The sequence below is a fragment of the Mixta theicola genome (assembly GCF_002895925.1).
GTDB classification, from domain to species: domain Bacteria; phylum Pseudomonadota; class Gammaproteobacteria; order Enterobacterales; family Enterobacteriaceae; genus Mixta; species Mixta theicola.
The window spans coordinates 13,534-27,261 of record NZ_NWUO01000025.1 but is presented as its reverse complement, the minus strand read 5'-3'; the positions used below and the strand labels follow the sequence as shown (position 1 = coordinate 27,261).

The window sequence follows — 13,728 nt, the reverse complement described above, 5'->3', positions numbered from 1 at the left end:
CGCTTTCCTCTTTCAGAGTCAACCCCTTTTTCAGAAGTTTTTCTCCGGCGATTCAGTCTCTGCTGAACCGCTCAACACCGCGTGGCGTAAGCCGTTGTGCCGTGTCGATGGAGGCGCATTATAGGGATCCGAATTCATTGCACAAGCCTTTTTTCGATCTTTTTTACTGGTTGCTGACTTTTCATTCTTTTCGCTGCGATCTTATGCGATCGGCTGAAAATTACCGCACAATATCAATGATGGTTTCATCCGTTATTCGCTACGCTGCATGACCTCACATTAAAGGAGCAATATCATGGCTACTGCTTTACGTCCTTATAAGCAATTTTTCCCCCGTACGGGTAATCGCGTGATGGTGGATGCCACCAGCGTAGTCGTTGGTGATGTAACTCTGGAAGATGATGTCAGTATTTGGCCGTTGGTGGCGATACGGGGAGATGTAAATAAAGTCGTTATTGGTAAACGCAGCAATATTCAGGATGGCAGCGTTCTGCACGTGACACATAAATCAGCCGCGCAGCCGGAAGGCTTTCCTCTTATCATTGGGGAAGAAGTGACGGTTGGCCATAAAGCGATGTTGCATGGCTGTACTATTGGCAACCGTGTATTGGTTGGCATGGGTTCTATTCTTTTGGACGGCGTAACAGTAGAAGACGACGTTATGATTGGCGCAGGCAGCCTGGTCCCTCCGGGTAAGCGACTCGAAAAAGGCTACCTCTATCTTGGCAGCCCGGTTAAACAAGTCCGTCCGCTGAATGAAAAAGAGATTGAGGGATTACGCTATTCAGCAAGCAACTATGTTACCTGGAAAGATGACTATCTGGATCAGGAAAGCCAGACCCAACCCTGATCGTCTTCTTTATGAGCTTCTATCAGCTCTTGCGCCTGATCTTCCAGATCCCAGCGGTTAGCGCGAAAAATATCCAGCGGCTCACCTTCACCGAACCGCTGGTACAGGACATTTCTCGTAATGGCACAGGTTAGTTGAAAACCGTTAACCATTACTGGAAAACAAACTGTCTGGCGTATTTCATCCCAATTCTCCCTGTCGGGAAACTGAATCGCCTGGTTCACGAAACCAGTTCCGTCTGCAAACGACTCAGTACTGGCGCAACGTCCGGCAATATCCCATGCCAAAGCAGGAAAGCATGGGCCGCCTGCCCTACCAGCATGCCTAAACCATCTGCCGTGGCCGTTGCACCTGACTGCTGGCACCAGTCCAGGAAAGGTGTCGCCCCCTGCTGATAAAACATATCGTAGCAGCGCGTGCTGGAATTAATGAGCGAAACAGGCAGGGCCGGGATAGCCCCTTCAACCCCACTGGAAGTGGCGTTAATTATCAAATCAAACTTTTTGTCTGCCAGCTCCGTCATCGATAAGACTTCAATTACACCGGTATGCGCAAAAATAGTCGCCAGCTCGTTAGCCCGCGCCAGGGTGCGATTGGTTAAAGTCAGAGAACACCCCAGGGAAAGTAAGGGCAGGATAACGCCGCGCGCGGCACCACCCGCGCCAATCAACAGGATATTATCGCCGGGTTTGATAAAAGATAGCCTTTCCAGATCGCTCAGTAAGCCGATGCCGTCAGTATTATCTCCCAGTAATTGCCCATCCTGACGCTTGTATAAGGTATTCACGGCACCAGCCAGAGCCGCCCGCTCCGTTAGCACATCAGCCAGCTCATAAGCCTGCTGCTTAAACGGTAACGTTACGTTGGCTCCCTGCCCGCCCTGCTGTAAAAAGTTATGCAAGCTTGAAGCAAAGCCATCGAGCGGCGCAAGCAATCGTCCATAACGATGTTCAATACCCGTTTGTTTAGCAAACTCATGATGAATCAGAGGTGATTTACTGTGGGCAATCGGGTTGCCAATAACCACGAAGTTATCCATATCCTATCCCTGACGAATAATATCGCCGCTGATAATATCGCGAATTTCAGAAGGGTTAAGCCGGCCACCGGTTTCACCCCGCAACACAGGGAAACGATCGCCAAACTGCCGCAGGACTTCTTCAACGTTACGACAGGGAGACTGACCGCTCAGGTTGGCACTGGTTGAAACCAGAGGCTTACCAAATTGCCGACATAGTTCTTGTACTGCTGGATGATCGCTGACGCGCACCGCCAGCGTGTCGAAACGTCCCGTCAACCAGCGTGGCGTTTGCGGTAACGCCGGCAATACCCACGTTACCGGGCCAGGCCAGGAAGAAAACATCTTTTCGCGCTGCGTTACAGAAAGCTCGTGGTCGGCAATGTAGGGTATAAACTGTTGATAATCGGCAGCGATTAAAATCAACCCTTTTTCTACCGGGCGCTGCTTGAACGCCAGTAATCGCATGACTGCTTCTTCACTATCAGGATCGCAACCCAGCCCGAATACAGCTTCTGTTGGGTACGCAATAACCGCCTGCTGTTGAAGCTGTTCAACACACCAGCCAACCGTTCCGGGAATGATTTCTTTATTCACTACTGTTTCCTGCATCAACGGGTTTGCCGCACGCTTTGCTGGCGCAAAAGCGTTTCAAACCTTGTGCCGTCTTCTTTTCGATTAATAAAGGGAAATGACAATATATGCACGTTCCCTCTTTTGGCGTGAAATTCACTGCAAACTGACAATCAGGATAACGATCGCAGGCATGAAAAGACTTACCAAAACGTGAACGCCGTTGTACCAGATGCCCCTGCCGGCACTGCGGGCAAGCAATGGAGGTTTCATCTGGACGATCGATCACTTCTGTATGCTCACATTCCGGATAGCGACTACAGCCGATAAACATGCCATAACGCCCCTGACGTAATACCAGGTCAGCCTGGCAAACTGGACAGCGTTGTCCTTCCAGAACTTTAACGATATGCCCATCCGACTGATTTTTCAGAGGACGAACGTAATCACATTCCGGATAATGTGAACAGCCAAGAAAAGGACCATGCTTTCCGGAGCGAATAACAAGATCTGCCCCACAGGTGGGGCAGGATTCATGTTTTCGCACTGTGAAAAGTGCTGGTTTACTCATTGTGTTAGGACACTGTGAAACAACTCAGTGCAACATTCCTTCATTGACGTCAAAAAGTAACTCTTCCATCTGCTGATATGCATTTTCGCATCCTGGAATGTTAAATAGCACCATCAGCACCACCCATTTGAGATCTTCCAGATCGAATTCAAACGTATCCAGAGCCATTACCCGTTCGATAACCATCTCACGCGTTTCCAGGTTCAAAACCTGAATTTGCTCCAGAAACAGAATGAAGCCGCGACAGCTGGCATCAAGACGCTGGCTTTCTTCCTCTGTATAGATACGCATCGAGAGCGGATCGGTGGTGAGCAGTATCGGAGCGACAAGACCGTCCTGATAATCTGCTAATTTTTCCAACCAGTTCAACGCATTATTGATGTCATCACGATGAAATCCAGCATCAGCCAGATCATCCGTCAGTTTATCCTGGTCAACGCGCATCTCTGCTTCGCTGTGGATATAAGTTTCAAATAAGTACATTAGTACGTCGAACATGGCATGCCCTCCTCAATCGGACATAGCCGCCGGGTACAGCTGCGATCCATCCTGCTAACTCCAGCTCAAGCAGTTTAGCTATGATGGCTGGCACAGGTTGGCCGGCACGTTCAGCGACGACGTCAACAGGTGTAACCTCATCTCCTACGTTAGCCAACACCTCGGCAAATGGCAATGGACCATCAGCATTGTCTGAAGAATTAATTGTATTCTGCTCCGAAAGCGGTAACCACTGCAGTTCACTGTTGATCTGTTCAAGAATATTATTCGGATGGGCAACTAATAACGCTCCCTGCTGAATAAGCCAGTGCCCGCCCTCGCTGACGTAGCTTCCCAACGGCCCAGGTAAGGCGTAAACGTCCCGGTTTTGCTCCAGCGCGTAACGCGCCGTAACTAATGAACCGCTTTTAAGAGAAGCCTCGACGACCAGAACCCCCAGGCTAAGCCCGCTGATGATGCGGTTACGCCGTGGGAAATTATACGCAAGCGGTAAGGTATTAAGCGGAAACTCTGACACAAGCGCCCCACCAGCCATAACAATCTCTTCCGCAAGACGATGATGATTAGCGGGATATAGCCGTTCCAGCCCACTTCCCAGCACAGCGATAGTTTTACCTTTTACCGTTAAGGCAGCCCGATGGGCCACGGCATCGATCCCGCGCGCCAGGCCGCTGGTAATGGTCAGCCCGCTAGAAGCCAGGGTTTGGGTAAAATACTCTCCCCATTGTCGGCCATAATGTGAAGCGTTGCGGCTACCTACTACGGCCAGCTGCGGCGTAGCGAGCAGTTGCGGATCGCCGCGCACCATTAATGCCGCAGGATAACGCGCAATATTTTTTAACAGGGGCGGGAATAACGCGTCTTCAGCCGTAATTAAATGATGAGCGGGCTGTTCGAGCCAACGCTGAGCCTGTTCAAGGCTACTTTCAGGTACCGTCTGGAATGCCTTAATTTGCATGGCATCAAAGCCTGCCGCAATATAATTTTGCGGATCGTTATGGCCGCCGTGACTTAATAATTTTGCGGCTCTTAGCATTTTTTCGCCGCACAGCCCTTTTATGTTCATCAGGCGTAACCATACTTCTCGTGAAGCCATCTCGCATTCCCTGTCAATGTGCGCCAGTACCCGCTTTCCCTGGTGCGCAATGCTGTCAATCAAGGAATGAAATGTCTACAATAAGAGGTAACGATGGTTATTTCTCTGAATACAGATCTGGAAAGTTATGTCAGTTTTACAAGTATTACATTACCCCGACGATCGACTTCGCATTGTTGCGAAACCCGTCGCTAAAGTGGATGCGGAAATCCAGCGTATCGTCGATGATATGTTCGAGACGATGTACGCTGAAGAAGGTATTGGTCTGGCGGCTACTCAGGTCGATATTCACCAGCGCATTATTGTTATTGATGTCTCAGAAAACCGCGATGAGCGTTTGGTGCTGATTAATCCTGAGCTGCTGGAAGAAAGCGGTGAAACAGGTATTGAAGAAGGCTGCCTTTCTATTCCTGAGCAACGTGCGTTGGTCCCGCGTTCCGAGCGGGTAAAAATTCGCGCGCTGGATCGTGAAGGCAAACCTTTTGAACTGGAAGCGGATGGCCTGTTGGCGATTTGTATTCAGCATGAGATGGATCACCTGGTTGGGAAACTTTTTATTGATTATCTTTCCCCGTTAAAACGCCAGCGTATTCGTCAAAAACTGGAAAAGCTGGCTCGCCTTAATACCCGTGCCTCCTGACAGTAAGGAATAGCGTGTCCGAATCTTTAAAAATAATTTTTGCCGGCACCCCTGACTTTGCAGCGCGTCATCTTGACGCGCTGCTTACGTCTGGACATCAGCTAGTTGGTGTTTTTACCCAACCCGACCGCCCAGCCGGACGCGGTAATAAACTCACCCCCAGCCCGGTTAAGCTACTTGCGCAACAGCATGACCTTCCGGTATTTCAGCCGAAATCGCTCCGCCCAGTGGAAAGTCAGCAGCTTGTTGCCGATTTGCAGGCTGATGTTATGGTGGTAGTCGCCTATGGATTGATCCTGCCGCAGGCAGTATTAGATATGCCACGCCTCGGCTGTATTAATGTTCATGGTTCTCTGCTCCCGCGTTGGCGCGGCGCGGCGCCCATTCAACGCGCGCTTTGGGCTGGCGACAGCGAGACCGGCGTAACCATTATGCAAATGGATGCCGGCCTGGATACCGGAGCCATGCTGCTGAAACTGGCATGCCCCATCACCGCGGCGGATACCAGTGCAACTTTATATACCCGGCTGGCAGAGTTGGGTCCGCAAGGATTACTGGAAACCCTTACGCATTTAAGTCAGGGCAGCGCCCAGCCACAGCCGCAGGACGACGCTCTTGCAACCTATGCAGAGAAATTAAGTAAAGAAGAAGCTCAGCTCGACTGGACTCTGTCGGCGGCTCAGCTTGAACGCTGTATCCGCGCTTTTAACCCCTGGCCTGTTAGCTACTTTTACATTGAAGAGCAGCCGGTTAAGGTGTGGCAGGCCAGCGTTATGCCGCATCAGGCGGGTTATCAGCCCGGCGAGATTGTGCTGGCTGATAAAAGCGGCATCCAAATTGCCACAGCGGAAGGCATATTAAATATCCAAACGCTGCAGCCTGCAGGTAAAAAAGCCATGTCAGCGCAGGATATTCTGAATTCACGCCGCGAGTGGTTTACGCCAGGAACGCGCCTCACCTGATTCAAAGCCCGGTAATAATACCGGGCTTAGTTTATTGATGATTCAAATATGAAAAAAACGGTTAATCTCCGCAGCCTTGCGGCCCAAACACTTGAGCGCGTGGTAGAACAGGGGCAATCACTGAGCAACCTGTTGCCAGTGGCACAAAAAAATCTGTCCGATAAAGATGGTGCGTTGTTACAGGAACTCTGTTTCGGCGTATTGCGCACTTTACCGCTTCTTGAAGCTGCGATTCAGCAGCTTATGTCTCGTCCGTTAACCGGCAAACAACGTTCGCTGCATTTCTTGATTATGGTCGGCCTTTATCAGCTGCTTTATACGCGTATCCCAGCTCACGCCGCGCTGGCTGAAACGGTTGAGGGCGCAACCGTCCTGAAACGCCCCCTGATGAAAGGTTTGGTAAATGGCGTTCTGCGTCAGTTCCAGCGCCAACAGTCCGAGCTGATGGCGCAGCTTGAGCAATCTCCGCAGCGCTTTTTACATCCGGGTTGGTTATTGAAACGTCTACAGCTGGCATGGCCAGAGCAATGGCAGCAGATTATTGAGGCGAATAATCAACGCCCCCCGATGTGGCTACGCGTTAATCGTCAGCACCATAGCCGTGAGCAGTGGCTGGCATTGCTGCAGGAAAGCGGCAACAATGCCATGCCTCATCCCGTTTATCCTGATGCTTTGATGTTAGAGACACCGTCGTCGGTGGGTCAGTTGCCCGGTTTCGGGCAGGGGTGGGTAACGGTACAGGATGCTTCAGCGCAGGGCTGCGTCACCTGGCTTGCACCACAGAACGGAGAGCATATCCTCGACTTGTGCGCAGCTCCTGGCGGCAAAACCACGCATATCCTTGAAGTGGCACCGAATGCACACGTTATGGCAGTGGACATAGATGCGCAACGATTGAAGCGCGTTTATGAAAACCTGAAGCGGTTAAATATGCAGGCGGATGTGAAACAGGGCGATGGGCGATTCCCGGAACAATGGTGCAACGATACGCTGTTCGATCGCATTTTGCTGGATGCTCCCTGCTCCGCTACCGGAGTCATTCGTCGCCATCCTGATATTAAATGGTTGCGGCGCGACCGTGATATTCCCGAACTGGCAGCACTGCAGCGCGAAATCCTGGATGCTATCTGGCCTCATCTGAAATCTGGCGGCACGCTGGTTTATGCGACCTGTTCCATCCTGCCGGAAGAGAATCACTTGCAGATTGAAAGTTTCCTGGAGCGCCACAAGGATGCTGAACATATTCCACTTAGCGACGATTCAACGATCGGGCTACAGTGTTTCCCGCACCCACAGGATGGGGATGGATTCTTTTACGCTAAGCTAATAAAAAGATAACGTAGTATGCGCTGCGACAACCTATAAGTTGAAACAACGATGAAAATAATCATTCTCGGAGCGGGTCAGGTGGGCGGCACGCTGGCAGAAAACCTGGTGGGCGAAAATAACGATATTACCGTCGTGGATAAAGACGCTACGCGTCTGCGTCAACTACAGGATAAGTTCGATTTACGCGTGGTTCAGGGGCACGGTTCCCATCCGCGGGTATTGCGTGAGGCCGGCGCGCAGGATGCTGATATGCTGGTTGCGGTAACCAGCTCCGATGAAACGAATATGGTCGCCTGTCAAATAGCTTATACGCTGTTCAACACGCCTAACCGTATTGCGCGTATTCGTGCTGCCGACTATATCCGCGACGCAGAAAAGTTGTTTATACCGGAAGCGGTGCCTATCGATCATTTAATCTCCCCAGAACAGCTGGTAATCGATAATATTTATCGTTTGATCGAGTACCCCGGTGCGTTACAGGTAGTAAATTTTGCTGAAGGTAAAGTTAGCCTGGCGGTGGTGAAAGCTTATTATGGCGGTCCGTTGATTGGTAATCCGTTATCGATTATGCGTGAACATATGCCACATATCGATACGCGTGTTGCAGCCATATTCCGTCAGGATCGCCCCATTCGTCCGCAAGGTTCAACCATCGTCGAAGCTGGCGATGAAGTCTTTTTTATCGCAGCCAGTCAGCATATCCGTGCGGTTATGAGCGAGATGCAACGACTGGAAAAACCCTACAAAAGAATTATGCTCGTTGGCGGCGGCAATATTGGCTATGGCCTGGCGCTGCGGCTGGAAAAAAACTACAGCGTAAAATTGATTGAACGTAATCAGCAGCGCGCTGCCGAACTGGCTGAGCTATTACACGATACGATCGTTTTTTATGGCGATGCTTCAGATCAGGAGTTGTTAGCAGAAGAACATATCGAGCAGGTAGATCTTTTTATTGCCGTAACTAACGACGATGAAGCGAATATCATGTCAGCTATGTTGGCTAAAAAGATGGGCGCCAAGAAAGTTATGGTGCTTATCCAGCGGCGTGCGTATGTTGATTTGGTACAGGGCAGCGTGATTGATATCGCTATTTCTCCCCAGCAGGCAACCATCTCAGCCCTGCTTAGCCACGTGCGTAAAGCGGATATTGTTAGCGTCTCATCTCTGCGTCGCGGCGTTGCCGAGGCCATTGAGGCTATTGCGCATGGGGACGAGACGACATCTCGTGTTGTTGGCCGTCTGGTTGAAGATATTAAACTACCGCCGGGCACCATTATCGGTGCCGTTGTACGCGGTGATGACATAATGATTGCAAATAACAACCTGCGTATTGAACAGGGCGATCATGTAATCATGTTTCTGACAGACAAAAAATTTGTCCCGGACGTGGAACGTCTTTTCCAGCCCAGCCCATTTTTCTTATAAACACGTTGAGCAGCAAGGAAGCTGCTGCGTTCCGCCGCATAGATCCCCAACGCTTCGTTAATTGACCATGGCAAACCCTGATTCGTTTGTTAGACTTTATGGTTTGGCAATGGAAAGGAGCTGTTTATGAGTTTTTTTAAAGAATTCCGTGATTTTGCTATGCGCGGCAACGTCGTAGACCTGGCCGTTGGTGTAATTATTGGTGCTGCCTTTGGCAAAATTGTTTCATCACTGGTGGCAAATATCATTATGCCGCCGCTGGGATTACTGATCGGCGGGATAGATTTCAAGCAGTTCAAATGGGTATTAAAACCGGCTCAGGGAGAAACGCCACCGGTCGTGATGGAGTACGGCATATTTTTGCAAAACATCTTTGACTTCATCATTGTTGCTTTTGCGATTTTCATCGCTATCAAATTGATAAATAAACTGCACCGGAAGAAGGAAGTTGAAAAGCCAGCAGCAGAACCCAGCGCAGAAGAAACATTGTTGACTGAGATCCGTGACTTGCTGAAACAGCAAAATAATAAAGGCTAAAACTACCCTACCATGCTGGATAAGAGGTACAAGCCCTGGCCTGTGGTATAGCGCCTAGTGCTTCCTTACTAACCAAAAGGCCAGTGGTAAAGTTTGCTTTACCACTGGCCTCCCAGCCTGCTTTGTTGTTATGTTTTGCTTTACGCCGATAGCTACCTTTACCTTTCACATTTACTTCGATCCGCGTTTTAAACAGGGGATCGTGCAGTAAAGCCTCTATGGCATTGTTTTTGATCTTACCTTTTTTATGTTGATAACCAGACATAACTTCTCCTTTGGTGAAAGTCGGGTATGTATATAGACCTGTTTTTTCCTGAAATCAATATTTGCCCGGTTTCAGCTCACTATTTTTTACCTTTCCCTGTTCCAGGCTTTCTAAGATAGAACAGTCAAGGCTGGTATGGGCCGAACCGCAGCAGGCATCGCTTAAACATTGCAGAGCGCGTTGCATCATTTGTAATTCAGCAATTCGCATCTCGACTTCTTGCAGGCGAGCCTTAACGATATTTTTAGATTCCTGGCAGGTATGGTGTTCTGGATCGATGCGGATCGAAAGTAAATCCCGGATCGCATCCAACGTTAATCCTGACTGTTTTGCATGCCGGATAAATTTCAGACGCCGCAGATCATCATCGTTATACAAACGGAATCCCCCTGCCGAGCGAGCAGGAACGTCCATCATATTTTCTTTTTCATAATAACGAATGGTATCTGGCGTGACGGCGGCCAGGCGAGCAAGCTCTCCGATACGATACATATTTACTCCCCGAAACGATGGGCAATCGCATCACGATACTGCCCGGAAAGAAAATCCGTATTCATACCTGCCTGTATGAGCTTTATTTCTAAAAGGCGCAGGCGCTTCAGATAGTCGCTATGCGCTTTATCCGGCGGATCAAGCTCTTTTAACAGGTCGTTAAGTTCCAGCGCTTCGCGTCGTATTTCCAGTTCGGGCGGTAAATAACCCGCATTTTTTAACAGGCGGTAACCGGCACGAAGCTCTGCGGGAACGTGGCTGTCATCGTCCAATATGAGCGGTGCGCCTTCGCCAGACAAACCTTCCAGCTCGCCCTTTTGTTGTGCTTCGCGAATATGCTGTTCAGCCAACTGATCGATTAGCCACATGGCATGCTCCGGAAAATATCAGAGCTTCAGGATAGCGCAGAATCGACAGAGGTAAAGCAGAGATGAAATGAGGATATAAAAAAACCGGGCACCAGGCCCGGTTTCTTTAACATACAGCAGGTTACTCTGCTGCAGCTTCTGCTTGAGCTTCTGGACGATCAACCAGCTCGATGTAAGCCATCGGAGCGTTGTCACCAGCGCGGAAGCCACACTTCAGAATGCGAGTGTAACCACCGGCACGGCTCGCGAAACGCGGGCCCAGCTCGTTAAACAGTTTTGCCACGATCTCGTTATCACGAGTACGGGCGAATGCCAGACGACGATTAGCTACGCTGTCGGTCTTGGCAAGAGTAATCAGCGGCTCAACTACGCGACGCAGCTCTTTCGCTTTCGGCAGGGTCGTCTTGATGATCTCATGACGAACCAAAGAGCCGGCCATGTTGCGGAACATAGCCTGACGATGGCTGCTGTTGCGGTTCAGTTGACGACCACTCTTACGATGGCGCATGACCTTATCCTTCTCAGTAAAACCTTAACCTGCGATCTGGTTATTCATCAGCAATGCTTGCCGGTGGCCAGTTTTCCAGGCGCATGCCCAGAGACAGACCACGTGAGGCCAGCACGTCTTTAATCTCAGTAAGAGATTTTTTACCAAGGTTAGGCGTTTTAAGTAGCTCAACCTCGGTACGCTGTACCAGATCACCGATGTAGTGGATAGCTTCTGCCTTAAGGCAGTTAGCAGAGCGGACAGTCAATTCCAGATCGTCAACAGGGCGCAGCAGGATCGGATCGAATTCTGGTTTCTCTTCTTTAACTTCCGGCTGACGCACATCACGCAGGTCAACGAAAGCTTCGAGTTGTTCAGCCAGAATGGTAGCCGCACGACGAATCGCCTCTTCAGGATCGATAGTGCCGTTGGTTTCCATTTCGATGACCAGCTTATCCAGGTCGGTACGCTGTTCTACGCGCGCAGCTTCAACATTGTAGGCGATACGGTCTACAGGGCTATAGCAGGCGTCGACTAACAGACGGCCGATTGGGCGCTCATCTTCTTCCGAATGAATTCGGGCAGAAGCCGGCACATAACCACGACCACGCTGCACTTTGATACGCATATTAATAGATGCGTTTTCATCGGTCAGATGGCAGATCACGTGCTGCGGCTTGACGATTTCGACATCACCATCATGGGTAATGTCGGCTGCAGTCACAGGGCCAATGCCAGATTTATTCAGCGTAAGGATGACTTCATCTTTACCCTGAACTCTTACCGCCAGCCCTTTCAGGTTAAGCAGGATTTCCAGGATATCTTCCTGTACGCCCTCTTTGGTGCTGTACTCATGAAGTACACCATCAATCTCAACCTCGGTCACCGCGCAACCCGGCATGGATGACAGCAGAATACGGCGCAGTGCGTTACCAAGAGTATGGCCAAAGCCACGCTCTAAAGGCTCAAGGGTCACCTTGGCGTGCGTCGAACTCAGTTGCTCGATATCTACCAGGCGCGGTTTTAGAAACTCTGTCACAGAACCCTGCATTGTGTCCTCTCTTTGGTACTAAGCTTTACTTGGAGTAAAGCTCGACGATCAGGTGTTCGTTAATGTCCGCAGACAGATCGGTACGTTCAGGAATACGCTTGAACACACCTTCCATCTTAGTTGCATCAACTTCCAGCCAGGTTGGCTTTTCACGCTGCTCAGCCAGCTCCAGAGCGGCTTTCACGCGAGACTGCTTTTTGGCTTTCTCGCGGATGCTGACTACGTCATTCGGAGATACCTGATAAGAAGCGATGTTAACAACGCGACCGTTTACCATGATGGATTTATGGCTAACCAGCTGACGTGCTTCTGCACGAGTGGCACCAAAGCCCATACGATAAACTACGTTGTCCAGACGACCTTCCAGCAGAGCTAACAGGTTTTCACCGGTGTTGCCTTTCAGACGTGCTGCTTCTTTGTAATAGTTACGGAACTGACGCTCAAGAACGCCGTAGATACGACGGACTTTCTGCTTTTCACGTAACTGACCGCCGTAGTCAGACAGACGCGGTTTACGCGCACCGTGCTGGCCAGGGGCTTGTTCAATCTTACACTTGGAATCAATCGCGCGAACGCCAGACTTCAGGAATAAGTCTGTGCCCTCACGACGGCTCAGCTTGAGCTTAGGACCCAAATATCTTGCCATTTTCTTTCTCCAACTATCCTAAAAACGGGCGTTATACGCGACGTTTTTTCGGCGGACGACAACCGTTGTGAGGGATCGGAGTCACATCAGTAATATTAGTGATGCGGAAACCTGCGGCGTTCAGAGCACGAATGGTAGATTCGCGACCCGGACCCGGACCCTTAACCATAACTTCCAGATTCTTGATACCGTAATCTTTCACGGCCTCTGCGCAGCGCTCAGCAGCAACCTGTGCAGCGAACGGCGTAGATTTACGAGAACCACGGAAACCGGAACCACCGGCAGTTGCCCAACCCAGTGCGTTACCCTGACGGTCAGTAATGGTAACGATAGTGTTGTTAAAAGAAGCATGGACATGAGCCACGCCATCTGAGACTTGTTTTCTTACACGCTTACGTGCACGAACTGGTGCCTTTGCCATTATTCAATCACCCCGATTATTTCTTGATCGGTTTGCGCGGACCCTTACGGGTACGGGCGTTGGTCTTGGTACGCTGACCGCGCACTGGCAGACCACGACGATGACGCAAACCGCGATAGCAACCAAGGTCCATCAGACGCTTGATGCTCATGCTCACTTCACGGCGCAGATCACCTTCAACGACAAATTTGGCAACTTCGTCACGCAGCGTGTCAATTTGTTCTTCAGACAGCTCACTGATCTTAACATCTTCAGCGATACCCGCAGCAGCACAGATGGCCTTGGAGCGAGTTTTGCCGACGCCGTAGATCGAAGTTAATGCGATTACGGCATGTTTCTGATCAGGAATGTTAATGCCTGCTATACGGGCCACTATGCACTCCTATAAATTATATATGCGCCCCATACTGAAAAGCCCGTTTTCAGGATACTCAAATGGAAACGCACAGACATACAAAAGATTGGCTGGCTAATCTAGCCAGCTCAACCCAACTTTGCA

General features: G+C 50.2%; 21 protein-coding genes. 7 read left to right on the top strand and 14 right to left on the bottom strand.

What is annotated here, in order from left to right; translation table 11 throughout:
• Both COO59_RS21070 and COO59_RS19850 read left to right on the top strand, forming a co-directional pair.
• On the top strand, positions 1-272 hold a 272-nt coding region (locus tag COO59_RS21070; RefSeq protein ID WP_205960892.1), incomplete at its 5' end, for a hypothetical protein.
• A 23-nt stretch (positions 273-295) separates the two neighbouring features.
• Positions 296-850, top strand: coding sequence for a gamma carbonic anhydrase family protein (locus tag COO59_RS19850; RefSeq protein WP_103061392.1), 555 nt, complete (start codon positions 296-298; stop codon positions 848-850).
• On the opposite strand, the gene COO59_RS19845 is transcribed toward COO59_RS19850, so the two are convergent.
• From COO59_RS19845 to dprA, 6 genes are read right to left on the bottom strand one after another with little or no spacing between them, the layout of a single operon-like run.
• Positions 826-1,074, bottom strand: a complete 249-nt coding sequence (locus COO59_RS19845) for a DUF1488 family protein (protein WP_103061391.1) — start codon at positions 1,072-1,074, stop codon at positions 826-828. The genes COO59_RS19850 and COO59_RS19845 overlap by 25 nt on opposite strands.
• Positions 1,071-1,889: a shikimate dehydrogenase gene (gene aroE / locus COO59_RS19840; protein ID WP_103061390.1), complete on the bottom strand. Its 819-nt coding sequence runs from the start codon at positions 1,887-1,889 to the stop codon at positions 1,071-1,073. Before aroE ends, COO59_RS19845 begins: the two co-directional genes overlap by 4 nt.
• A 3-nt stretch (positions 1,890-1,892) precedes the next feature.
• Positions 1,893-2,480: an L-threonylcarbamoyladenylate synthase type 1 TsaC gene (gene tsaC, locus COO59_RS19835; protein WP_103061389.1), complete on the bottom strand. Its 588-nt coding sequence runs from the start codon at positions 2,478-2,480 to the stop codon at positions 1,893-1,895.
• Positions 2,458-3,012 (bottom strand): DNA topoisomerase family protein, encoded by a 555-nt coding sequence (locus COO59_RS19830; RefSeq protein WP_103061388.1) that lies wholly within the window; start codon positions 3,010-3,012, stop codon positions 2,458-2,460. Before COO59_RS19830 ends, tsaC begins: the two co-directional genes overlap by 23 nt.
• Positions 3,013-3,036: 24 nt before the next feature.
• Complete coding sequence (smg, locus tag COO59_RS19825; protein ID WP_103061387.1) at positions 3,037-3,510, bottom strand: DUF494 family protein Smg; 474 nt, start codon at positions 3,508-3,510, stop codon at positions 3,037-3,039.
• Positions 3,482-4,606 (bottom strand): DNA-protecting protein DprA, encoded by a 1,125-nt coding sequence (dprA, locus tag COO59_RS19820; RefSeq protein WP_103061386.1) that lies wholly within the window; start codon positions 4,604-4,606, stop codon positions 3,482-3,484. Before dprA ends, smg begins: the two co-directional genes overlap by 29 nt.
• A gap of 127 nt (positions 4,607-4,733) precedes the next feature.
• Between dprA and def the strand changes: the two genes are divergently transcribed.
• The 5 genes from def (at position 4,734) to mscL (ending at position 9,499) form a co-directional block, all read left to right on the top strand.
• Positions 4,734-5,246 carry a peptide deformylase gene (def, locus tag COO59_RS19815; protein WP_103061385.1) on the top strand — a complete coding sequence of 171 codons (513 nt, stop codon included), beginning with the start codon at positions 4,734-4,736 and terminating at the stop codon, positions 5,244-5,246.
• 14 nt (positions 5,247-5,260) lie between these two features.
• Positions 5,261-6,208 (top strand): methionyl-tRNA formyltransferase, encoded by a 948-nt coding sequence (fmt, locus tag COO59_RS19810; RefSeq protein WP_103061384.1) that lies wholly within the window; start codon positions 5,261-5,263, stop codon positions 6,206-6,208.
• A gap of 48 nt (positions 6,209-6,256) precedes the next feature.
• Positions 6,257-7,546: a 16S rRNA (cytosine(967)-C(5))-methyltransferase RsmB gene (gene rsmB, locus COO59_RS19805; protein ID WP_103061383.1), complete on the top strand. Its 1,290-nt coding sequence runs from the start codon at positions 6,257-6,259 to the stop codon at positions 7,544-7,546.
• 39 nt (positions 7,547-7,585) lie between these two features.
• On the top strand, positions 7,586-8,962 hold the full coding sequence (trkA, locus tag COO59_RS19800; RefSeq protein ID WP_103061382.1) for a Trk system potassium transporter TrkA: 1,377 nt from the start codon (positions 7,586-7,588) through the stop codon (positions 8,960-8,962).
• 126 nt (positions 8,963-9,088) lie between these two features.
• Positions 9,089-9,499: a large-conductance mechanosensitive channel protein MscL gene (gene mscL, locus COO59_RS19795; protein ID WP_103061381.1), complete on the top strand. Its 411-nt coding sequence runs from the start codon at positions 9,089-9,091 to the stop codon at positions 9,497-9,499.
• Between the two features lie 7 nt (positions 9,500-9,506).
• Here the strand turns inward: mscL and COO59_RS19790 are convergent, their stop codons facing one another.
• The 8 genes from COO59_RS19790 to rpsM form a co-directional block, all read right to left on the bottom strand.
• Positions 9,507-9,764 carry an alternative ribosome-rescue factor A gene (locus COO59_RS19790; RefSeq protein ID WP_103061380.1) on the bottom strand — a complete coding sequence of 86 codons (258 nt, stop codon included), beginning with the start codon at positions 9,762-9,764 and terminating at the stop codon, positions 9,507-9,509.
• 54 nt (positions 9,765-9,818) lie between these two features.
• Positions 9,819-10,256 (bottom strand): Zn(2+)-responsive transcriptional regulator, encoded by a 438-nt coding sequence (gene zntR / locus COO59_RS19785; protein ID WP_103061379.1) that lies wholly within the window; start codon positions 10,254-10,256, stop codon positions 9,819-9,821.
• Positions 10,257-10,258: 2 nt separating this feature from the next.
• Positions 10,259-10,624 (bottom strand): DnaJ family domain-containing protein, encoded by a 366-nt coding sequence (locus COO59_RS19780; protein WP_103061378.1) that lies wholly within the window; start codon positions 10,622-10,624, stop codon positions 10,259-10,261.
• A 121-nt stretch (positions 10,625-10,745) separates the two neighbouring features.
• Positions 10,746-11,132 (bottom strand): 50S ribosomal protein L17, encoded by a 387-nt coding sequence (gene rplQ, locus COO59_RS19775; protein ID WP_003850180.1) that lies wholly within the window; start codon positions 11,130-11,132, stop codon positions 10,746-10,748.
• A gap of 40 nt (positions 11,133-11,172) precedes the next feature.
• Positions 11,173-12,162: a DNA-directed RNA polymerase subunit alpha gene (locus COO59_RS19770; RefSeq protein WP_085068452.1), complete on the bottom strand. Its 990-nt coding sequence runs from the start codon at positions 12,160-12,162 to the stop codon at positions 11,173-11,175.
• Between the two features lie 25 nt (positions 12,163-12,187).
• Entirely contained in the window at positions 12,188-12,808 is a 621-nt protein-coding gene (gene rpsD / locus COO59_RS19765) for a 30S ribosomal protein S4 (RefSeq protein ID WP_038629769.1), read from the bottom strand.
• A 31-nt stretch (positions 12,809-12,839) separates the two neighbouring features.
• Complete coding sequence (gene rpsK, locus COO59_RS19760) at positions 12,840-13,229, bottom strand: 30S ribosomal protein S11 (protein ID WP_004160563.1); 390 nt, start codon at positions 13,227-13,229, stop codon at positions 12,840-12,842.
• A gap of 16 nt (positions 13,230-13,245) precedes the next feature.
• Positions 13,246-13,602, bottom strand: coding sequence for a 30S ribosomal protein S13 (gene rpsM, locus COO59_RS19755; protein WP_008457189.1), 357 nt, complete (start codon positions 13,600-13,602; stop codon positions 13,246-13,248).
• Between the last annotated feature and the right edge of the window lie 126 nt (positions 13,603-13,728).

Coding starts and splice junctions, on each gene's coding strand:
- COO59_RS19850 (WP_103061392.1), top strand. CDS start 296: ATGGCTACTGCTTTACGTCCTTATAAGCAATTTTTCCCCCGTACGGGT.
- aroE (WP_103061390.1), bottom strand. CDS start 1,889: ATGGATAACTTCGTGGTTATTGGCAACCCGATTGCCCACAGTAAATCA.
- tsaC (WP_103061389.1), bottom strand. CDS start 2,480: ATGCAGGAAACAGTAGTGAATAAAGAAATCATTCCCGGAACGGTTGGC.
- COO59_RS19830 (WP_103061388.1), bottom strand. CDS start 3,012: ATGAGTAAACCAGCACTTTTCACAGTGCGAAAACATGAATCCTGCCCC.
- smg (WP_103061387.1), bottom strand. CDS start 3,510: ATGTTCGACGTACTAATGTACTTATTTGAAACTTATATCCACAGCGAA.
- dprA (WP_103061386.1), bottom strand. CDS start 4,606: ATGGCTTCACGAGAAGTATGGTTACGCCTGATGAACATAAAAGGGCTG.
- def (WP_103061385.1), top strand. CDS start 4,734: ATGTCAGTTTTACAAGTATTACATTACCCCGACGATCGACTTCGCATT.
- rsmB (WP_103061383.1), top strand. CDS start 6,257: ATGAAAAAAACGGTTAATCTCCGCAGCCTTGCGGCCCAAACACTTGAG.
- trkA (WP_103061382.1), top strand. CDS start 7,586: ATGAAAATAATCATTCTCGGAGCGGGTCAGGTGGGCGGCACGCTGGCA.
- mscL (WP_103061381.1), top strand. CDS start 9,089: ATGAGTTTTTTTAAAGAATTCCGTGATTTTGCTATGCGCGGCAACGTC.
- COO59_RS19790 (WP_103061380.1), bottom strand. CDS start 9,764: ATGTCTGGTTATCAACATAAAAAAGGTAAGATCAAAAACAATGCCATA.
- zntR (WP_103061379.1), bottom strand. CDS start 10,256: ATGTATCGTATCGGAGAGCTTGCTCGCCTGGCCGCCGTCACGCCAGAT.
- COO59_RS19780 (WP_103061378.1), bottom strand. CDS start 10,624: ATGTGGCTAATCGATCAGTTGGCTGAACAGCATATTCGCGAAGCACAA.
- rplQ (WP_003850180.1), bottom strand. CDS start 11,132: ATGCGCCATCGTAAGAGTGGTCGTCAACTGAACCGCAACAGCAGCCAT.
- COO59_RS19770 (WP_085068452.1), bottom strand. CDS start 12,162: ATGCAGGGTTCTGTGACAGAGTTTCTAAAACCGCGCCTGGTAGATATC.
- rpsD (WP_038629769.1), bottom strand. CDS start 12,808: ATGGCAAGATATTTGGGTCCTAAGCTCAAGCTGAGCCGTCGTGAGGGC.
- rpsK (WP_004160563.1), bottom strand. CDS start 13,229: ATGGCAAAGGCACCAGTTCGTGCACGTAAGCGTGTAAGAAAACAAGTC.